This window comes from Nocardioides sp. JS614 (genome assembly GCF_000015265.1).
Taxonomy (GTDB): domain Bacteria; phylum Actinomycetota; class Actinomycetes; order Propionibacteriales; family Nocardioidaceae; genus Nocardioides.
In genome coordinates this window covers 200,328-220,129 of record NC_008699.1, presented here as the reverse complement: position 1 = coordinate 220,129, position 19,802 = coordinate 200,328, and the positions used below count along the sequence as shown (strand labels likewise).

General features: G+C 72.3%; 16 protein-coding genes and 1 tRNA gene. 12 read left to right on the top strand and 5 right to left on the bottom strand.

Features of this window, described 5'->3' with window-relative positions; translation table 11 throughout:
• The first annotated feature begins 11 nt into the window (after positions 1 to 11).
• The 10 genes from NOCA_RS02430 to NOCA_RS02385 all read left to right on the top strand — a co-directional run bounded on the left by NOCA_RS02430 (position 12) and on the right by NOCA_RS02385 (position 11,624).
• Positions 12 to 989: an isocitrate lyase/PEP mutase family protein gene (locus NOCA_RS02430; RefSeq protein ID WP_011753700.1), complete on the top strand. Its 978-nt coding sequence runs from the start codon at positions 12 to 14 to the stop codon at positions 987 to 989.
• On the top strand, positions 986 to 2,398 hold the full coding sequence (locus NOCA_RS02425) for an FAD-dependent oxidoreductase (protein WP_011753699.1): 1,413 nt from the start codon (positions 986 to 988) through the stop codon (positions 2,396 to 2,398). Before NOCA_RS02430 ends, NOCA_RS02425 begins: the two co-directional genes overlap by 4 nt.
• Positions 2,392 to 3,111 (top strand): SDR family oxidoreductase, encoded by a 720-nt coding sequence (locus tag NOCA_RS02420; protein ID WP_011753698.1) that lies wholly within the window; start codon positions 2,392 to 2,394, stop codon positions 3,109 to 3,111. The genes NOCA_RS02425 and NOCA_RS02420 overlap by 7 nt, the downstream gene beginning before the upstream one ends.
• Positions 3,112 to 3,139: 28 nt before the next feature.
• On the top strand, positions 3,140 to 3,736 hold the full coding sequence (locus NOCA_RS02415; protein WP_011753697.1) for a cysteine hydrolase family protein: 597 nt from the start codon (positions 3,140 to 3,142) through the stop codon (positions 3,734 to 3,736).
• Positions 3,733 to 5,199 carry an FAD-dependent oxidoreductase gene (locus tag NOCA_RS02410; protein WP_011753696.1) on the top strand — a complete coding sequence of 489 codons (1,467 nt, stop codon included), beginning with the start codon at positions 3,733 to 3,735 and terminating at the stop codon, positions 5,197 to 5,199. Before NOCA_RS02415 ends, NOCA_RS02410 begins: the two co-directional genes overlap by 4 nt.
• The gene (locus NOCA_RS02405) at positions 5,196 to 5,990 is read left to right on the top strand and encodes an aspartate/glutamate racemase family protein (protein ID WP_011753695.1); all 795 of its coding nucleotides are present in this window, start codon (positions 5,196 to 5,198) and stop codon (positions 5,988 to 5,990) included. Before NOCA_RS02410 ends, NOCA_RS02405 begins: the two co-directional genes overlap by 4 nt.
• On the top strand, positions 5,990 to 7,300 hold the full coding sequence (locus NOCA_RS02400; protein ID WP_011753694.1) for an FAD-binding protein: 1,311 nt from the start codon (positions 5,990 to 5,992) through the stop codon (positions 7,298 to 7,300). The genes NOCA_RS02405 and NOCA_RS02400 overlap by 1 nt, the downstream gene beginning before the upstream one ends.
• 93 nt (positions 7,301 to 7,393) lie before the next feature.
• Positions 7,394 to 10,171 carry an alpha-amylase family glycosyl hydrolase gene (locus tag NOCA_RS02395; protein ID WP_011753693.1) on the top strand — a complete coding sequence of 926 codons (2,778 nt, stop codon included), beginning with the start codon at positions 7,394 to 7,396 and terminating at the stop codon, positions 10,169 to 10,171.
• A gap of 155 nt (positions 10,172 to 10,326) precedes the next feature.
• On the top strand, positions 10,327 to 10,530 hold the full coding sequence (locus NOCA_RS02390; RefSeq protein WP_041546062.1) for a hypothetical protein: 204 nt from the start codon (positions 10,327 to 10,329) through the stop codon (positions 10,528 to 10,530).
• Between the two features lie 50 nt (positions 10,531 to 10,580).
• The gene (locus tag NOCA_RS02385) at positions 10,581 to 11,624 is read left to right on the top strand and encodes a LacI family DNA-binding transcriptional regulator (RefSeq protein ID WP_011753692.1); all 1,044 of its coding nucleotides are present in this window, start codon (positions 10,581 to 10,583) and stop codon (positions 11,622 to 11,624) included.
• Between the two features lie 24 nt (positions 11,625 to 11,648).
• Here NOCA_RS02385 and NOCA_RS26335 read toward each other — a convergent pair whose 3' ends face one another.
• The 4 genes from NOCA_RS26335 to NOCA_RS02370 form a co-directional block, all read right to left on the bottom strand.
• Entirely contained in the window at positions 11,649 to 11,795 is a 147-nt protein-coding gene (locus NOCA_RS26335) for a DUF1059 domain-containing protein (protein WP_011753691.1), read from the bottom strand.
• A 174-nt stretch (positions 11,796 to 11,969) separates the two neighbouring features.
• On the bottom strand, positions 11,970 to 13,619 hold the full coding sequence (locus NOCA_RS02380; RefSeq protein ID WP_011753690.1) for a sensor histidine kinase: 1,650 nt from the start codon (positions 13,617 to 13,619) through the stop codon (positions 11,970 to 11,972).
• A gap of 110 nt (positions 13,620 to 13,729) precedes the next feature.
• On the bottom strand, positions 13,730 to 14,416 hold the full coding sequence (locus tag NOCA_RS27355) for a hypothetical protein (protein WP_011753689.1): 687 nt from the start codon (positions 14,414 to 14,416) through the stop codon (positions 13,730 to 13,732).
• 154 nt (positions 14,417 to 14,570) lie between these two features.
• Positions 14,571 to 15,509 (bottom strand): PstS family phosphate ABC transporter substrate-binding protein, encoded by a 939-nt coding sequence (locus tag NOCA_RS02370; protein WP_011753688.1) that lies wholly within the window; start codon positions 15,507 to 15,509, stop codon positions 14,571 to 14,573.
• Between the two features lie 152 nt (positions 15,510 to 15,661).
• On the opposite strand from NOCA_RS02370, the gene NOCA_RS25400 reads away from it, so the two are divergent.
• A complete protein-coding gene (locus NOCA_RS25400; RefSeq protein WP_158305618.1) occupies positions 15,662 to 17,293 on the top strand; it encodes a sensor histidine kinase in 1,632 nt (543 codons plus the stop codon).
• A 101-nt stretch (positions 17,294 to 17,394) separates the two neighbouring features.
• Here the strand turns inward: NOCA_RS25400 and NOCA_RS02360 are convergent.
• A tRNA-Arg gene (locus NOCA_RS02360) sits at positions 17,395 to 17,467 on the bottom strand.
• Positions 17,468 to 17,898: 431 nt separating this feature from the next.
• Here NOCA_RS02360 and NOCA_RS02355 point away from each other — a divergent pair.
• Positions 17,899 to 19,743: a phosphoenolpyruvate carboxykinase (GTP) gene (locus NOCA_RS02355; protein WP_011753686.1), complete on the top strand. Its 1,845-nt coding sequence runs from the start codon at positions 17,899 to 17,901 to the stop codon at positions 19,741 to 19,743.
• Positions 19,744 to 19,802: the final 59 nt, after the last annotated feature.

The following is a 19,802-nucleotide window of genomic DNA, read 5'->3' as shown; positions in this document are numbered from 1 at the left end:
GCCACTCGCCCGTGAACAGCAGCAGCCACCAGGAGTTCCCGCACCTGGCCGACCTGGTCGGCGTCGGCCCCGCGCCGACCGCGCACGACCGGCGTACGGCGCTGCGCACCGCACTGCGAGAGGCCACGGCCGGCGCCGGACCGCTGCTGCTCCCGGGGGTCACTGACGCCCTCGGTGCGCGGCTCGTCGAGGCCGCGGGCTTCGGCGCGGCCTATGCGACCGGGGCCGGGCTCGCCAATGCGCAGTACGGGCTGCCCGACCTCGGCCTGGTCTCCCTCGGCGAGGTCGCCGACCACGTCGGCCGCATCACCGAGGCCACCAGGCTGCCGGTCGTCGTCGACGCGGACACCGGGTACGGCGGTCCGCTGGCGGCGATGCGCACGATGCGGCTGCTCGAACGCGCCGGGGCTGCCGGCATCCAGCTCGAGGACCAGGAGATGCCCAAGCGGTGCGGGCACTTCGACTCCCACACGCTGATCCCGCTCGGGCACATGCAGGCCAAGATCGCCGCGGTCCTCGACGCCCGCGAGGACGACGCGACGGTGCTCGTCGCACGCACCGACGCCCGCAGCGCCGAGGGGATCGACCGGGCGGTCGAGCGGGCGCGCGCCTACGTCGAAGCGGGCGCGGACGTGATCTTCGTCGAGGCGCCGCGCACGGTCGCGGAGCTGACGCTGGTCGGCCGCGAGCTGGCCGGCACCCCCCTGGTCGTCAACGTCGTCGAGGGCGGCAAGACCCCACACCTCAGCGCGCAGGAGTACGCCGACCTCGGCTTCACCGTCGTGCTGCACGCCAACTACCTGATGCGGTCGATGATGTCGGCCGGCCGCGCCGCGCTCGCCCACCTGGCGGCCGCCGGCGAGACCGTGACCCGGGCCGAGCAGATGGCGACCTGGAGCGAGCGTCAGTCGCTGTTCCACCTCCCGGCGTTCACCGCCGCCGAGGCCTACTTCGACCAGCCCCTCGACGTGCTTCGGAGCGAGCGGTGATCCCCGGCCTGCCGATCGAGGGCGAGCTGCCCGACCGGGTCGGTGTACTCGTGCTCGGCAGCGGGCTCGCCGGGTGCGCCGCCCTGCTCGCCGCGGCTGAGGCCGGTCAGTACGCCGTGCTCCTGGAGAAGACCGGCGCCATCGGCGGCAGCACGGTCCGCTCCGCCGGGCTCTCCGCGTTCGCGGGCACTCCGGAGCAGGTGGCCCAGGGGATCGGCGACTCGGTGGAGCTGCTCAAGAAGGACCTGATGGAGACCGGGCGGCACGTCTGCGACGAGGCGCTGGTCGACCTGTACTGCGCGCACCAGCTCGAGACCTACGAGTGGCTGACCGGGCACGGCGTCCGGTACGGCGAGGTGCACGCCGCGTCCGGCCAGTCGGTCCCGCGCTCGCACCCCACCGACACCACCGGGATGCTGGTCACCCTGCTCAAGGCGGCCGGCCGGCTGGGTGCCCGGATCCTCCTCGACACGGCCGCCGAGCGGCTGGTCCGCGAGGGCGGCCAAGTGATCGGCGTCGACGTGCGCACCGCGGACGGCAGCCGCCGGCGGATCCTCGCCGACGCGGTCGTGCTCGCCACCGGCGGCTTCGCGCGCAGCCCGGAGCTGCTCACCCGGTTCGCGCCGCAGATGGCGAACGCGCTCACCGCGGGCGGCGACGGGTGCACCGGCGACGGCCTGCTGATGGGCTGGCAGCTCGGGGCGGGGGTCGTGGACACGCCGTACGTCAAGGGGACCTACGGGATCTTCCACGAGGCCCACCCCGACGAGGACGGCACCGGCATCCTCGCGGTCTACAAGGGCGCGATCGCGGTCAACCGCGAGGGACGCCGCTTCGTCGACGAGTCCCTGCCCTACAAGGAGATCGGCGACGCGGCCCTGGCCCAGCCGGGCGTCACGACCTGGCAGGTCTTCGACGCCGGCGTGATGGCCCAGAGCAACGACGAGGTGCCGATCTACGAGTTCGCGGGCCGCGACCGGGCCGGCATGCTGCTCAAGGCCGACACGGTCGAGGGGCTCGAGGCGCTGGTGGGCCTCCCGGACGGCTCACTCGTCGCGACCGTCGCCGACTACAACGCCCGGATCGCCGATGGCCGGCCCGACCCGCTGGGCCGCGCCCACCTCTCCGGCGGCGTGGATACGCCGACCCCGCTCGACCGGCCCCCGTTCTACGCCCACCCGTCGCGGACCGTCGTGCTCGCGACGTACTGCGGCCTCACGGTGGACACCCGGCTGCGCGTGCTCGACGTGTTCGGGGAGCCGATCGAGCGCCTCTACGCCGCGGGCGAGGTGATCGGCGGGTTCCACGGCGGCGGCTACATGACCGGCACGTCGATCGGCAAGGCCGGCATCTTCGGCCGCCTGGCCGGGCAGCACGCCGCGGCCGAGGAGAGCGAGCTGACATGGTGAGCCCCTTCGACCTCACCGGTCAGGTCGCGCTCGTGGTCGGCGGCGCCGGCGGCCTGGGAGCGCGCGCCGCCACGGCGCTCGCCGCGCAGGGCGCGACCGTCGAGGTCGCCGACCTCGCCGGCGCCGACCGGCATGTCGACGTCACCGACGAGGCGTCGGTCGCCGGCCTGGTCGCCGACGTCGTCGCCGCGCACGGTCGGCTCGACGTCGTGGTCAACGCCGCCGGCGTGATGCTGCGCAAGGCGTACGACGAGACCACGGTCGAGGAGTTCGAGCGCGTGGTCCGGGTGAACCTCACCGGCACCTGGCTGGTGGGCCGCGAGGCCGGCAAGGCGATGACGCCGCAGCGGTCCGGGCGCATCGTCAACCTCACGACGGTCTACGCCGAGCGGGTCGGACCGGTGCCGGAGTCGGCGTACTACGCCTCGAAGGCCGGGGTCGCCAACGTGACGCGGGCGCTCGCGGCCGAGCTCGGCCCGCACGGCATCACCGTCAACTGCCTGGCCCCCGGCGTGTTCTACCCGACCCCGATGACCGCGCCCCTCGGCGCCGACCCCGATCGGCTCGCCTGGTTCGCGGACCGCACCATGCTCGGCCGGCTCGGCGACCCCGCCGCCGACCTGGACGGGCCCCTGCTCCTGCTGGCCTCACCGGCCTCGTCGTACGTCACCGGCCAGGTGGTCTACGTCGACGGCGGCTGGTCGGCCTGGTGACCACATCCCCGACGACGAAGGAACCCCGATGACCGACAACCGCAAGGCCCTCCTGCTCCTGGACTACCAGGTCGCGCTGTGCGAGGAGGGCCCGCACCTGCGGATGCCCCCGCTGGCCGCGCAGGTCGCCGAGCGCGACGTGCTCGCGACCGCCGAGCGCGTGCTGGGCGCCGCCCGCGACGCCGGCTGGCTGGTCGTGCACGTCCGGCTCGCGTTCGACCCGACGTACCGGCTGCGCACCAACCGGCTGGCCCGGTTCGACGTCTACCCCGACCAGGGCGCGATGCTCGCCGACTCCCCGGAGGCCCAGATCGTCAAGGCGCTGGCCCCGATCGAGGGCGAGCCGGTGGTGGACAAGGGCTGCGTCGACCCGTTCGTCGGCACCCCGCTGCTGCAGGTGCTGGCTGCCGAGGGCGTCGGCGAGGTCGTGCTCGGCGGCGTCGCGACCAACCTGGTCGTCGAGTCGGCCGCCCGGCACGCCAGCGACGCGGGGCTCCAGGTCACGGTCGTCGAGGACATGTGCGCGTCGTTCCGTCCGGACTTCCACGAGTTCTCGGTGCAGAACATGCTGCCGCTGTTCGCGACGGTGACCTCTGCGAACGAGCTGATCGGCGGGCTGTCGTGAGCGCCCCCGTGGCGGAGTACGACGTCGTCGTGGTCGGCGGCGGGGTCGCCGGCCTGTCCGCGGCCTGCGCTGCCGCCGAGGCCGGCGCGCGGGTGGTGCTGCTGGAGCGCTCGACCGAGGCCGAGACCGGCGGCAACACCCGCTACACCGAGGCGTTCTTGCGGATGCGCTCGCTCGAGGAGACGGCAGACGGGCTCGAGGACGCCCTGGTCGACGACTTCATGGGCCACCCGGACCCGAGCGTGGTGCGCGACGCCGCGCTGCCGGCCGAGCGCCGCTCCGCCCTCTACCGCGCCCACCACGTCGTCGACCCCGACTACGTCGCGACCTTCGCCGCCGAGGCGCCCGAGACGTTGGCCTGGATGGGCGGGCACGGGATGCGCTTCGAGTTCCTGCCGACCCCGTTCCTGACCACCTCGACCACCCGGATGGCGCCGGTCGGCGGCGGCCTGGCGATCGTCGAGACGATGGGCAAGGCCGCCCGCGGCCTCGGCGTCGAGTTCCGCTTCGAGACGACCGCGCGCCGGCTGCTCACCGACCCCGACGGCAGGGCGGGGGTGGCCGGGGTGCTCGCCCACACGCCCACCGGACCGGTGGAGCTGCGCGGCCGGGTCGTGCTCGCGTCGGGCGGCTACCAGGGCAACGCCGAGCTGATGGCGCGCTACCACGGCGAGCGCGGGCTGACCACGCGCCCCGTCGCCCGCGGCGGCAACCACAACAAGGGCGAGGGCCTGGAGATGGCGCTCGCGCTCGGCGCTGCGACGGCCGGCAACTTCTCGCTCTTCCACGCCGAGCCGGTGGACCCGCGCTCGGGCGAGCCCGAGGCCGCGATCTTCTGCTTCCCCTACGGGATCCTGGTCAACCGCGAGGGCCGCCGCTTCGTCGACGAGGCCCGCGGGCCGGTCGACGCGTGGTACGAGCGCACCACCCGCGACATCCAAGCCCAGACCGAGGGCGTCGCCTGGGTGATCCTCGACCAGCAGGGCCTGGCGGTGCCGAACATCCGCTCCGGCATCCGCACCGACCAGGCGCCGGTGACCGCCGACACCCTGGAGGCGCTCGCCGAGCGCATCGGAGTCCCCGCGGACACGCTGGTCGCGACGGTCGCGTCGTACAACTCAGCCTGCCGCGACGGGGCGTTCGACCACACGGCCCCCGACGGGCTGGCCACCTCCGGCCTGGTGCCGCCGAAGTCGAACTGGGCGCGCCCGATCGCCGAGGGACCCTTCGAGGCCTACCCGATCATGGCCGCCAACGTGTTCACGTTCGGCGGGCTGAAGACCACCCCGGCGGCCGAGGTGGTCGACCGCGACGGGCGCCCGATCCCCGGCCTGTACGCCGCCGGCGAGCTCACCGGGCTCTACTACTCCAACTACACCGGCTCGACGTCGGTGCTGCGCGGCGCGACGTTCGGCCGGATCGCGGGCAGCGCGGCCGCGGCCACCATCGGGGTCGGCGCATGAGGATCTGGCACCAGAGCTTCACCGTCCTCGACGACGTCCCGCACTACCGCGACGCGCTCCAGCGGCACCTGACCGCCCAGGCCGCGCCCGGCACGACCGTCGAGCTGCACGGCATGCGACCGGGCACCTACCCGTCGGCCTATCCCGGCACCCACATCGGGCACGCCTACCTTGCCGGGCTGCACAAGGAGCAGTTCGTCGGTGCGGCGCTGCGCGCCCAGGACGAGGGGTACGACGCGTTCTTCATCGCGACGATCCCGGACACCGCCTACGAGGAGGTGCGGTCCCTGGTCGACCTCCCGGTGGTCGCGTTCGGGCAGACCTCGGTCGCGATGGCGTCGATGCTCGGCGACCGGGTCGGCATCGTGAACTTCATCGCGGCCCTCGAGCCGCAGCTGCGGCGCAACCTGCGCAACTACCGGCTGGACTCCCTCGTCGGTCCGATCGTGCAGGTCGAGGCCGCGTTCACCGACGTGATGGCGGCGTACGCCGACCCGGGCCCGCTGCTGGCGGCGTTCGAGGCGGCCGCCCGCCGGGCGATCGCCGAGGGCGCGAACGTGATCGTCCCGGGTGAGGGACCGCTCAACGTGTTCCTGGCCGACCAGGGCGTCTCGCGGGTCGACGACGTGCCGGTGCTCGACTCGCTGGGCACCTGCGTGCGGGTGGCCGAGGTGCGCGCGGCGCAGCACCGGGCGACCGGGCTGCACCCCGCGCGGACCGGCTTCCACTACTCCCGTCCCGAGCGTGGCCTGGTCGACGCCGCCCGCGCCTTCTACGGGCTGGACCTCTAGTGGAGCGGATCGAGGTCGACGTCGCGGTCGTCGGCGCCGGCGCCTGCGGCGTGCTGACCGCGCTGCGTGCGGCCGAGGACCCGGACCTCGTCATCGGGGTCTTCGAGAAGAGCACCCGCGAGGGCTGCAACGCCGAGATCTCCAGCGGCAGCCTCGCCGCCGGCGGCACCCGCTTCCAGCGTGCCGCCGGCATCGACGACTCCCCCGCCCGGCACGCCGAGGACATCCTCGCGGCCAGCGGCGACACCGCCGCGGCCTCCGTCGTCGAGGCGCTGTGCGCGGCCGCCCCGCAGTACGTCGAGTGGCTCGCCGACCGGCTCGGCTACCCGATCGAGATCGGCACCGACCTGCCGCGCGCCGGCATGTCCGTGCCGCGGCTGCACAGCGACGTCGGCCGCCAGGGCGGGCGCCGACTGATGCGGCACCTGCGCGACGCACTCGCTGCCCGGCCGAACGTCGCCCTGGTCGACGAGGCGCCCGCCATGCGCCTGACCGCCTCGGCCGACGGGCGGGTCACGGGCCTGGTGGTCGAGCAGAACCACACCGAGATCGAGGCCTCCGCCTCGACCGTCGTGCTCGCGCTGGACGGCTTCGCGGCCAACCCGGCCCTGATGAAGGAGCACTGCGCGGCGCTGGGCGACCCGTTCTACGGCGGGGTGTCGACCAGCACCGGCGACGCCGTCGCGTGGCTCACCGAGCTCGGCGCCGACTTCCGGAACATGGGTGCCTGCCTGCGCTCCGGCCTGGTGGTCGTCGGGCACGGCACCCGGGTCAGCCCGTCGCTGCCGTTCTACGGCGCGGTGCTGCTCGACCTCGAGGGTCGCCGGTTCGTCGACGAGGAGGCGCACGGCTACTCCAGCCTGGCCGGGCTGCTCCAGGGGCTGCCGGCCCAGCGGGCGGCGCTGGTCTGGGACGCCGAGGCGCACGCCGCCACCCGGGAGTCCGAGCTGATGCGCGAGACGATCCGCGCCGTCGGCTTCACGACGTACGACGACCGGGCCGGCCTGGCCGCGGCGCTGGGCGCGGACCCCGAGCTCGAGCCGCTGCCCGGGCGCCGGCGCCTGGCGCCGCCGTACCACCTGGCCTGGGTGACCCACGGCGTGCTGGCCACCCAGGGCGGCGCCGTGGTCGACCCGCGCGGGCAGGTGCTGCGCCCCGACGGCTCGGCGATCCCGGGACTGCGCGCCGGCGGCGGGACGGCCGCCGGGCTCGCCGGCCCGGACTCGAGCGGCTACAGCTCCGGCAACGGGCTGCTCTCGGCGTTCGGCATGGGCTGGATCGTCGGCACCGAGCTGGCCGGCGGCCGCTGAGGATCGGGGCCGCCCCACCTCTTGCGGCCCCCGGCCGGCGGCCCTAGGTTGCTGGCACCTGTGATCGGCGATCACGTCCTCGGGAGGGACCTCATGCGCCAACTGATTTCCGCACCGCTCGTCCTCGCGGGGGCCATGACCCTCGGCGTCACCCTCGCGGCCCCGGCCGGCGCCGCGGCTCCTGCACGAGCGGACGGGCCGGGCCACCGCCCCTCGGCGTACGCCCAGCACGCCCCGCGCCCCGGTGTCACCGACGAGGACTTCTACTTCGTCATGGGCGACCGGTTCGAGAACGGCGACCCGGACAACGATCGCGGCGGCCTCACCGGCGACCGGCTCACCACCGGCTTCGACCCGGCCGCCAAGGGGTTCTACAACGGCGGGGACCTGGACGGGCTGCGCTCCCGGCTGGACTACATCCAGGGCCTCGGCACCGACTCGATCTGGCTGACGCCGATCTTCAAGAACAAGCCGGTCCAGCTCGAGGACGGACCGTCGGCCGGCTATCACGGCTACTGGATCACCGACTTCACCACCGTCGACCCGCACCTGGGCACCAACCAGGACCTCGCCGACCTCGTGGACGCCGCCCACGACCGGGGGATGAAGGTCTACTTCGACATCATCACCAACCACACGGCCGACGTGATCGGCTACGAGGAGGGCGACCGCACGGCGTACGTCTCCAAGGACGCGGTGCCCTACCGCGACGCCGCCGGCAACCCCTTCGACGACCGCGACTACGCCGGCACCTCGCAGTTCCCGGTGCTGGACCCGGCCACGTCCTTCCCGTACACCCCGGTGCTCGACGCGGGCGAGCAGGACCTCAAGGTGCCGGCCTGGCTCAATGACCTGACGAACTACCACAACCGCGGCAACACGACGTTCTCCGGCGAGGACAGCCAGTACGGCGACTTCTTCGGCCTCGACGACCTGTTCACCGAGAAGCCGGCGGTGGTCGACGGGATGATCGACATCTACCGCACCTGGGTCGAGGACTTCGACATCGACGGCTTCCGGATCGACACGATGAAGCACGTCGACGACGCGTTCTGGCAGCGGTTCGGTCCGACCATGCAGCAGCTCGCCGCGGCCGACGGCAACCCCGGGTTCTTCATGTTCGGAGAGGTCGCCCTCGACGGCAGCGACGCCGCCGCCAAGGCGTTCACCTCGCGCTACACCACCACCGATCGGATGCAGGCGGTGCTGGACTTCCCGTTCCAGGACGCCGCCCGGGGGTTCGCGTCGAAGAGCCTCGACAGCGACAGGCTGGCGCGGTTCTTCCGCAACGACGACTGGTACACGGACGCGGACTCGAACGCCTACTCGCTGCCGACCTTCCTCGGCAATCACGACATGGGCCGGATCGGGCACTTCCTGGAGGCCGACAACCCCGGCGCCGACGACGCCGAACTGGTGGCGCGCGACCGGCTGGCCCACGAGCTGATGTACCTCTCCCGGGGCAACCCGGTCGTCTACTACGGCGACGAGCAGGGCTTCACCGGCGACGGCGGGGACCAGCTCGCCCGGCAGACGATGTTCGCCAGCCAGGTGCCGGAGTACCGGGACGACGACCAGATCGGCACCGACCGCACCGGCGCCGACGACAACTTCGTCACCGACGCCCCGCTGTACCGAGCGATCCGGGACCTCGCCGACCTGACCGAGCGGGACCCGGCCCTGCGCGACGGGGCGCAGCAGGTCCGCTACTCCTCGCCGGGCGCCGGGCTGTTCGCGTTCTCGCGGGTCGACCGCGAGCATCGGGTCGAGTACGTCGTGGCGCTGAACAACAGCGAGCAGGCCGACTCGGGGCGGGTGCCGACGTACCTCAAGAAGGGCGAGTTCCGGAAGGTGTACGGGCCGGGGCCGGCCCGCCTGGTGAGCCGCGCGGACCGGGGCCTGGACGTCGCGCTCCCGGCGCTGTCGACCTCCGTCTACCGCTCGGTCGACCGGATCCCCCGCGCCGAGCGCGCTCCGCAGATCTCGGTGGCCCGGCCGGTGCCGTCGTCGATCGCGCACGGCCGGATGCACGTGCGGGCCAAGGTGTCGGGCTCCTCGTTCTACGAGGTGACCTTCCAACGCCGCATCGGCGACGGTGCCTGGCAGACGATCGGGGTCGACGACAACGCGCCGTACCAGGTGTTCGACGACGTCGCCGACCAGACCCCGGGGACGGCCGTGAGCTATCGGGCCGCCGTGCTCGACAACGCCGGGCACACCCGCGGGTCCCGGGCCCGCACCACCGCGGTGCCACGGACCTCCGTGGTGGTGACGGGCCCGGCCGACGGCGGCACGGTCAGCGTGGTCGACCCGGTGACCGTGACCGCCTCGGTCGACCCGGAGCGGCCGCTGCAGTCGGTGGCGTTCGAGCGCAGCGTCGGCGATGGGCCCTGGACGAGCCTGGGCACCGACAGCTCCGCTGCGGCCTACACCGTGACCGACGACGTGTCGGACCTGCCGCTCGGCACCGAGGTGCGCTACCGGGCCACGCTCAGCGAGGCCGGCGTCGTGCAGGGCACGAGCGCCCCGGTCAGGGTGACCACCGCCGAGCCCGCGCCGGCGGTCGACTCGGTGACGGTCGCCGGCAGCCTGCAGTCCGAGCTCGGCTGCCCCGAGGACTGGCAGCCCGGCTGCGCTGCCACGCACCTGACCTTCGATCGCACCGACGGGCGCTGGCACGGCACCTTCACCGTGCCCGCCGGCGACTACGAGTGGAAGGTCGCGATCAACGACTCCTGGGACGTCAACTACGGTGCGGGTGGCGCCGCCGGCGGCAGCAACCTCGCCCTCCCGGTCCCGGCCGGTGGCGCGACGTACGTGTTCACCTGGGACCAGGTCAGCCACGAGCCCTCGGTCGCACCAGCCGGCTGACCCCGCCCGCGATACTCCCTGACGATCACGGGCCGCCCACCGCGGATCCGGCGCGCAACCGTCAGGGAGTATCGTCCCGAACCTCACTTGACCGGTAAAGCGCGCGCCGCTACTGTATCGGTACAGTACGTGATTGCACAGATCGAGGAGATGTCATGAACGAGCTGCTGTCCGCGGACCTGGCCACCCGGCTGACCGCGGCGCACGTCACCAGTGCCCGCCCCCAGGCGCCCGTCGTGGCCGAGCGCGCGTCGCGCCCGGCGCCGGCACGGGCGGTCCGGGCCGGGCTGGCCGCCGAGCTGCGCGCGATCGCCCGCTGGGTGGAGCCGCGGCCCACCGAGGCCTGCCAGCCGAGCTGACGGCGGTGCGGCCCGCGACGCCCCGGCCGACCCGCGATACTGGGCCGGCCATGGCCAAGGTGACCCTCCAGTCGATCGCCGACCGCGTCGGCGTCAGCCGGATGACGGTCTCCAACGCGTTCTCCCGGCCCGATCAGCTCTCCGGTGAGCTGCGCGAGCGGATCCTTGCGGCCGCCGACGAGCTCGGGTACGTCGGCCCCGACCCGGCCGCACGCGCCCTCGCCCGGGGCCGGACCGGCTCGGTCGGCCTGCTGCTCACCGACGAGCTCGGCGAGGCGTTCCAGGACGCCGTCGCGACCCAGTTTTTGACCTCGGTCGCCGACGCGCTCACCCACGAGGGGCTGGCCGTCACGCTGCTCACCTCGGGTGGCGCGGCCGGGGCGCCGTCGGACTACGTGCCGGCCCGCGACGTCGCGATGGACGGCGCGATCGTCTACATCTGCGACCCCGCCTCGCCCGACATCGCGTGGCTCGAGCGGCGCGGCCTGCCGCTGGTCTCCGTCGACCGCGAGCCGGCCCCGGACGCCCCCAGTGTCAACGTCGACGACCGCGCGGGGGCCCGCGCGGCGGCCGAGCACCTGATCGAGCTCGGGCACACGCGGGTCGCGATCATCACCCTGCGCAGCACCTTCGACGTCGCCGGGGTGCCGACGGCCAACCGGCCCGCCAGCGAGCGGATGACCGGCTGGCGCGAGGCCCTCGAGGCCGCCGGCATCGAGCCGGTGGTGGCCGCCGCCGCCTTCCGGCCCCGGCCCTCGGTCGAGGAGATCGCGCGCGACCTGCTCGACCGGCCGGACCGTCCGACCGCGGTGCTGTGCTTCTCCGACGCGTTCGCGGTCACCACGATCCAGGTCGCGGAGTCACTGGGCCTGCGCGTGCCCGAGGACCTGTCGGTGGTCGGGTACGACGACTCCCCGCTCGCGACAGCCATCCGGCCTCAGCTCACCACCGTGCACCAGGAGGTGGCCAGGAAGGGTCAGGAGGCGGTGCGCTCCCTGATGGCGATCATGGGGCCGGACCGTCCGGACCCGGTCGAGCGGATCCTGCTGCCGACCGCGCTCGTGGTGCGCGACAGCACCGCGCCGCCGCCCTGACCGATCGGTGGCCGACCCGGCTCGTCAGGTCGCGATGAACAGGATCTCGTCGCGGCCGTACTCCATGCCGGGGTGCTCGGCCGCGAGGTGCTGCTGGGTCAGCTCGACGAGCTCGTCCTCGTCGGCGCCGGTGATCGTGGTCCCGCATGGACAGGTCAGCCGGGTCTTCATCCGCCCAGCCTAGGACTCGCTGAACAAGACGGGCGAACGCGAGCGGCGACCGGTGCGTGCGGCGGCCAGGCTGCCGAGGGAAGGCGTGGCAGCGTCACTTCGACCGAGGCAGACACCGCCGACGCTCCACCGGTCGTCGGTTAGCCGCGCGGATTGTTCAGCAGGGTCCTGAGCTCAGCTGGGGACGTCGCCCACCGGCAACCAGACCCGGAAGACGCTGCCTCGCCCCGCCTCGCTGTCGACCTCGATCTGACCACCGTGGCTCTCCACGATCGCCTTGGCGATGCTCAACCCGAGCCCCACTCCCTGGATCGCGGACTCGGTGGCAGCCCGGGTCCGGAAGAACCTCGTGAACAGCTGGCCGCGCTCGGCCTCGGAGATGCCGATGCCGTTGTCGGCGACCGTCAGCTCGACGCGCTCGCCGTCCCGGCGCGCGCTGACGCGCGCCCGACCGCCGCGCGGCGTGTACTTGATCGCGTTGGACACCAGGTTGTCGACGACCTGCGCGAGCAGTTGCGGGTCCGCCACGACCAGGACGGGGTCGCGCAGGTCGCACTCGATCTCGACGCCCTCCGCCAGGGCCGTCGGGGCCGCGGCGTCGACGCTCGCTCTCGCGATCCGGGCGAGGTCGACCTCCTCGCGCTCGAGGGGCACGGGCCCGTCCGCGTGGTGTGCCTCCTGCAGGAGCGCCTCGACCAGGGCGGTGAGCCGCGCCGCGTTGCGATCGACCACCCGCAGCTGCGCGACCGCCTGGGCCGACAGGGTGTCGTCCTCGAGCAGGATGGCGACATAGCCGACGATCGAGGTCAGGGGCGTGCGCAGCTCGTGGGAGACGGTGGCGACGAACTCCTCCTTGACGGCCAGCGCCCGCATCAGCTCGGTGATGTCGGTCGCCGCCACCACCGCCCCCACGACGTTGCCGGCGGGGCTGACGGAGCGGCGACCCGACACCGAGACCGCCCGCCGGGTCGCGGGGTCGGCGCCGGACCACATCCGGTAGTCCTCGAACTCCTCGCCGCGCGCCGCCCGGGCACTGGGCAGCTGGTCCGCCGTGAGCCGGGTGGTCCCGTCGGCGGCGAAGGTGTTGCCCGGCCAGGGCAGGTCGTCGTCGGGGAGGGAGAGCCTGATGAACTCCTCGTAGCGACGGTTCATGCCCACCAGACGACCGCGCTCGTCGAGGAGCATCAGGCCGACGTCGGCACCGTCGAACACCTCCTGGGAGGTCTGGCGTTCCGCCTCGAGGGTCTCGAGGGTCCGCTGCAACCGCTGCTCGCCCTCCTCGGCCCGACGACGGGCCAGCTCGGCCAGGTCCAAACCGGCGGCCAGCGCCAGCGCAACCAGGCCGGCGGCGATCGGCATCGGGACCGCGCGGGACAACCCTTCGCCTTCGAGACCGTGGACCGCCAGGGACGGGAGGGTGATCAGCAGCAGGGATCCGGCCACCGTGATCAGCGCCCCGGGCATCCGCAGCCGGTTGCCCAGCCAGAGGGCGGGCAACACCACCAGCAGGGACGTGCCGCCGTCCTGCGGCCCGAGCGAGCTGACGCCGACGACGCCGAGATCGGCGACGGCGAGCGCCGCGATCACCGGCGTACGACGCCACGACCTCGGGAGGACCATCACCACGAGCAGGATCAGGAGCGCCAGCGCCGCCCCGCGCAACGGCCAGTTCCCGTCGCCCGAGGGGACGCCGGCGGCCCGACGGAGCAGCCGGTCCAGGACCACCAGCAGCACGAAGCCCGCCTGCAGGCCGCGCGGGTCCGGATCGCCGTCCACCCAGGCGAAGGGACGCAACGCGCGGCGCAGGCGCTCGCTCTGGTCCATGGCATCCACCCCTGTCAGCCTGCTCGCCAACTCGGCCGTCGCCCGATCCACGTTCGTGACGGGGGTCCCATCGGCCGGGTCCGATCCGACTTGAGCGCCGGGCGCCTGGCTCAGCCGGTGGCTCGGGCGGCGCCGTGGAGGCGGGCCAGCAGCCAGAGCAACGGTACGGCGGCGAGCGCGGCCACGGCCAGGCTTCCGGGCACGGCACTCATCGAGGCCACCGCCGGATGGTCGGGATCGGCACGCACGCCCCACCATTGGTCGCTGGCCACGCTGACGCACTCGACGACGTAGAACGCGAGCATCCCGCCGGCCAGTACGGCCGCGCGCGGGTGGCGCCGCCACGTCAGCGCCGACAGCACCATCCCGGCCGGGATCCAGAACGCCAGGTCCTGCACCCACACCGGGCTGGTCAGTAGGCCGCTCCCGGCCAGCGCCTCCGGCGGGTCGCCGGTCCACGTGACCGGCGCGACCCGAGCCAGCCAGGCCAGCCCGTTCAGCACGGCGAACGCTCCCAGCAGCCCGGCCACCGGCCGCCACGGGGTGCCGGCGCCCGGTGCGGAGCAGACCGTCGGGTTCCGAGTGACCGCCACGAGGGCGGCGAGCGACCACACGCCGAGACCGAGCAGGGCGACGTACGCCAGGAACAGCGCGTTGATCGGGGTCCCGAAGCAGAACATCACGCCCTGGTAGGCCAGGTACGCCGCCGCACCCAGCCAGAGGACCAGGCCGCGGACCGACCCGCGGCGGGCCAGCGCGGTCCCCGCCGCCAGCATCGGCAGCCCGACCGCCAGCACGACCAGGGCGGTGCCGCGCAGATTGCCAGGACGACGGCCAGGAGCGCGGCAACGGACAGGGACGGGCCGGACCTCATGCCGGTGGCAACGACAGGACGGCGACCAAGTGGCGAGGCCGGCCGGGTCGGACCGGGCCGGAAGGTCGCTCGGGCGCTCAACCGCGCATGCCCTCCAGGGCCTCGCGGGTCTCGGCGTTTTGGGCTTCGTTCAGGTCGATGAACTGAGCCGCGTGAGCGATCGTGCTGAGGTTCGCGATGTAGAAGTCCGTGTAGCGCTTCACCGCGGTGTTCTCGGCATAGGACCGATCGTTGACGTAGATGAAGAGCGGGCGCGACAGCGGTGTGTACTTGCCGGTGCCGGCCGTCCTGGCCGAGGGTGCGACGCAGCCGTTCCCGTCGTCGATGGCGACCGCCTTGAGCGCATCGGCGTACTCCTCGTAGTAGGTGTACCCGAAGTAGCCCGTGGCACCCGGGGTACCGGCGACACCCTGGACCAGGACGTTGTCGTCCTCGGAGGACTCGTAGTCGTCTCGGGTCGCCTCCGAGGGGTCCCCGATGACGTCCGCTAGGTAGTCGTAGGTGCCGGAGTCCGTGCCGGGGCCGAACAGGACCACCTTCTGGTCCGGAAAACTCGGGTCGAGGTCGTTCCAGCGAGCGACGTCCGCTCCCGGTCGCCAGAGCTCGACCAGCTGGTCGGTCGTGAGGCAGTCCACGCCGAGCCGCGGGTGGACGACGACAGTCAACGCATCGATCCCGACCTGGAGCTCGGTGTACGCAACACCGTTCTCCTCGCAGAGCTTCGTTTCGTCCGGGTCGATCGGTCGCGACGCATTGGAGATATGGGTCTCGCCGACGCAGAACTTCGCGAAGCCGCCTCCGGTGCCCGACGCCGTGACGCTCACGTGGATGTCGGGGTACTCCCCGCTCATCAGCTGGTAGGCGGCCTCGCTCATCGGGTAGACGGTGGACGAGCCGTCGACGATCACGACCCCGGTCGACGCAGCGTCCGTGTCCTGTTCGGCGCTGCCTCCGCAGGCCGCCAGTGTGATGGCGACCCCTGCCATCGCGGCCAAGAGGGAGTGGCGTGGCCTCACGTCGATTCTCCTGATCCTTGTCCCGTCGCGGAACTCGCATCGCGAGCGTAGGGCGGAGCGGAGCGGGCGTCGGACGTTTGGGATGAACCCCGCATGAACGCGGTGCGAGATCAAGGCGATGCGAGCGGCCGAACATGAACGGCCGGTGTTGCTTGGACGAACCGGCCGATCCGCCGCCCTCGCGCCGGTCAGGATGTTCTGTCGGGCAAGTGCGGATGGACGGACGGGAGAGCATGCAGCACCAGGGCTCGGTGGCGAGGCTCCTCGCTCCGGTGAATGTGCACCTCGCGGTCGTGGTCGTGGTCCTGGCGATGCTGGGCATCTTCGGGCTCATGTCCTCTGCCCACACGGTCGACCGGCTGACCCAGGAGACCACGCCGATCGCCGCCGACAACGCCGCCGTGCAGAGGGACATGCTGATCCTCCAGTCGAGCACCCATGCCTGGGTGCAGAGCGGGCAGCGGGTGGTGCTGACGCCCTACCGGATCGCCGAGGCGCGCCTCGAGGCACGCATGGAGAGGCTCGAGGAGTACGCCGAGCCCGGATCGGACCTCGACGCTGCGGTGGACCAGCAGGCCGAGGCGGTCGCCAGGTGGCGCGCCTACTCCGACGCGCGGATCGCCCGGCCGGGCGGCATGGAGACCTACGACTCACGCGAGTTCATGGACGCCAAGATGCTCTTCGACCGCTTCGGACTCGCCCACGCTGCGACCACGGCCGCCTTCGATCGGGAGATCGACGCCGCCCAACACGCCGCCCGGGTCGTGCTGACAGGTACGGTCGCGGCGATGGTGGTCGTCGGTCTCACCGGGCTGGCCATCCTGCAGTACACCCGCCGGCGCCTCCTCCGGGCCCTCGAGCTCCCGCTCCGCAACCTCGAGAGCGTGGCGCACCGGCTCGCCGAGAACGACACCTCGGCTCGGGCGGAGCCGGTCGGTCCGCGCGAGGTGCAGGCGGTCACGCAGGCTCTCAACACGCTCGCCGCCGCCCACGAACGCGCTGTCGCGGTGGAGGAGCGCCTGCGGGCCGACCAGCAGGCGCTGGACTCGGCCAAGGACGATTTCGTCTCCAACGTGTCCCACGAGTTGCGAACGCCCTTGACCACCCTCAACGGCTACCTGGAGATGGTGCACGACGAGTTCGAAGGACGGCTCTCGCCACGGCACCAGAAGATGATGGACACGAGCCAGCGCAACGTCGACAGGCTGAAGACCCTGATCGAGGATCTGTTGACCTTGTCTCGCAGCGAGACGAAGGAACCGGCGCGTGACGTCGTCGACGGGCGAGAGCTCGTTGCGGAGGTGGTCGACGACCTCCGGGTGACCGCGGCCCAACGAGCCATCAGGATCGCCGTGCACGACGAGCTCGACGACGTACCGTGGATCGTCGGTGACCGATCACAGCTCCTCCGAGCGCTGCTCAACGTCGTGGGCAACGCCGTGAAGTTCAGTCATCAGTGCGGTCTGGTCGAAGTGGGCATGGCCCGGCAGGCGAACTGGCTGACGATCGAGATCAGCGACCACGGCCTCGGCATCCCCGAGGATGAGATCGGACGAATCGGAAGCAGGTTCTTCCGCGGCTCCAATGCGATCAGCCAGGCGATAGGCGGCACCGGGCTCGGCCTTCGGATCACCCAGAGCATCATCGACGCACACGACGGCGAGATCCAGATCCGGTCCCGGCAAGGGGCCGGTACGACGGTGACCGTTCGGCTGAGAGCCCTCTCCACCGCGACGGACGCCGAACCACCGGCTGCGTCGGCGGAGCCCTGCCCCCAACCCTGACCGCACCACTCGTCGGCGGCCGGCGTCACGCCTACACGCCTGGCGGCCCGAAACACACGAAACCGCAGGTCAGCGTGGATGCTGCCTGCGGTTCGGGTCTGCGCGCCCGTAGGGATTCGAACCCCAAACCTTCTGATCCGTAGTCAGATGCTCTATCCGTTGAGCTACGGGCGCCCGCCGCGCACCGGGGTGAGCGACCCGACGAGGATAGCGGACCGCTCGGCCACGGCTGAAATCGGTGTTGCCACCGCTGCGGCGGGCGCTCGGCACGGTGCTTTCGCGGCCTCCGAGCACGGCGGTCCGGACGTCGAACTTTGACCCCAGAAAGGCTCAACAGAGCCTGATTGGGACCACCGGGCCATGGCTGTGATGCCGCCCACGGAGCGTTGAACGATCCAATGTGCTGGCCGAGATCGGCGAGGGTACTGTCGCCCCACCCAGGGGCCCCAGACGCCGGTCCAACGTCGTCTCCCGGGCAGAAGATGTCGCCGCCAACGACGCCGAGCGATCCAAGACCGACTCCACGACAGCCCGTCGACCGTGTCGACGGCCGGAGGCCCCGAGAGCCGGATGGCCACCGCGAATCCGCGAGAGGGAACCAGGCAATGACCGCCGACACACAGGCTCCGATCAGCACGCCCACGTCCGACCTGTCGGGTCGGCCGAGCACCCATCCGGGCATCCTCGAGTTCGTCTCCGAGGTCGCCGCCCTGACCCAACCGGACCGGATCCACTGGTGCACCGGCTCGGACGAGGAGTGGACCGTCCTCACCGACGCCCTGGTGTCGACCGGGACCTTCACCCCCCTGAACCCGGATCTCAAGCCGAACTCCTTCCACGCCGCCTCCGACCCGATGGACGTCGCGCGCGTCGAGGGCCGCACCTTCATCTGCTCGGTCGACGAGCGGGACGCGGGGCCCACCAACAACTGGATGGACCCGCAGGAGATGAAGGCGATCATGCGCGACCTCTACGCCGGCTGCATGCGCGGCCGGACGATGTACGTGATCCCGTTCGTCATGGGCCACCTGGACGCCGAGCAGCCGATGTTCGGCATCGAGATCACCGACTCCGCCTACGTCACCGCCTCGATGCGGGTGATGGCCCGGATGGGCAGCAACGTGCTGGAGCGGATGGAGGAGCTCGAGGCCGAGTTCGTGCCGGCGCTGCACTCGGTCGGCCACCCGCTCGAGCCGGGCGAGGCGGACGTCGTGTGGCCGTGCAACGACACCAAGTACATCGTGCAGTTCCCCGAGGAGCATGCGATCTGGTCCTACGGCTCCGGCTACGGCGGCAACGCGCTGCTGGGCAAGAAGTGCTATGCGCTGCGCATCGCGAGCGTGATGGCCCGCGACGAGGGCTGGCTCGCCGAGCACATGCTGATCCTCAAGCTCACCTCGCCGCAGGGCGTCGTGAAGTACGTCGCCGCCGCGTTCCCGAGCGCCTGCGGCAAGACGAACCTCGCGATGCTCCGGCCGACGATCCCCGGCTGGAAGGTCGAGACCCTCGGCGACGACATCGCCTGGATGCGCGTCGGCGAGGACGGCCGGTTGTGGGCGGTCAACCCGGAGTATGGCTTCTTCGGGGTCGCGCCCGGCACCAACGAGCACACCAACCCCAACGCGATGACGACCATCAACAAGGGCAACTCGGTGTTCACCAACGTCGCGCTGACCGAGGACGGCGACGTCTGGTGGGAGGGTCTGGAGAACCCGCCGGCCCGCGCCACGTCCTGGACGGGCCAGCCCTGGACCCCGGAGTCCGAGGAGCCGTCCAGCCACCCCAACAGCCGCTACTGCACCCCGATCAAGCAGTGCGACATCCTCGCCGCGGAGTACGACGACCCGCGCGGCGTACCGATCGACGCGATCCTGTTCGGTGGGCGCCGCGAGACCACCGTGCCGCTGGTCTTCGAGGCCCGGGACTGGACGCACGGGACCTTCCTCGGCGCCACGCTCTCCTCCGAGACGACGGCGGCGGCCGTCGGCGCGGTGGGCGTGGTGCGCCGCGACCCGATGGCGATGCTGCCGTTCATCGGCTACAACGCCGGCGACTACTTCAACCACTGGATCACGGTCGGGAAGGACAACGACGAGGCCTTGCTCCCGCGGATCTTCTACGTGAACTGGTTCCGTCGCGACGCTGACGGCGGCTTCCTATGGCCGGGCTTCGGCGAGAACAGCCGGGTCCTGAAGTGGGTCGTCGAGCGGATCGACGGCCAGGCGGCCGCCGTGGAGACCCCGATCGGCTACGTCCCGACGCCGGAGTCCCTCGACACCGATGGCCTCGACCTCTCAGCCGAGGACCTGGCCGCGGCGCTCGCCGTCGACCCGGAGGAGTGGAGGGCGGAGGTCCCGCAGATCCAGGAGTGGTTCGAGAAGTTCGGCGAGGACCTCCCGGCCGTGCTCTGGACCGAGCTGGACGGCCTGCGCGCTCGCCTCGGCTCCTGACACCGGCCGCCCGTCGCCCGGATCACCACGGAAGGACCCCGTCCCGGCAGGGACGGGGT

Excerpts from the sequence above, each read along its gene's own strand:
- NOCA_RS02420 (WP_011753698.1), top strand. The coding sequence starts at position 2,392 with ATGGTGAGCCCCTTCGACCTCACCGGTCAGGTCGCGCTCGTGGTCGGC.
- NOCA_RS02415 (WP_011753697.1), top strand. The coding sequence starts at position 3,140 with ATGACCGACAACCGCAAGGCCCTCCTGCTCCTGGACTACCAGGTCGCG.
- NOCA_RS02405 (WP_011753695.1), top strand. The coding sequence starts at position 5,196 with ATGAGGATCTGGCACCAGAGCTTCACCGTCCTCGACGACGTCCCGCAC.
- NOCA_RS02395 (WP_011753693.1), top strand. The coding sequence starts at position 7,394 with ATGCGCCAACTGATTTCCGCACCGCTCGTCCTCGCGGGGGCCATGACC.
- NOCA_RS02390 (WP_041546062.1), top strand. The coding sequence starts at position 10,327 with ATGAACGAGCTGCTGTCCGCGGACCTGGCCACCCGGCTGACCGCGGCG.
- NOCA_RS02385 (WP_011753692.1), top strand. The coding sequence starts at position 10,581 with ATGGCCAAGGTGACCCTCCAGTCGATCGCCGACCGCGTCGGCGTCAGC.
- NOCA_RS26335 (WP_011753691.1), bottom strand. The coding sequence starts at position 11,795 with ATGAAGACCCGGCTGACCTGTCCATGCGGGACCACGATCACCGGCGCC.
- NOCA_RS02380 (WP_011753690.1), bottom strand. The coding sequence starts at position 13,619 with ATGGACCAGAGCGAGCGCCTGCGCCGCGCGTTGCGTCCCTTCGCCTGG.
- NOCA_RS02355 (WP_011753686.1), top strand. The coding sequence starts at position 17,899 with ATGACCGCCGACACACAGGCTCCGATCAGCACGCCCACGTCCGACCTG.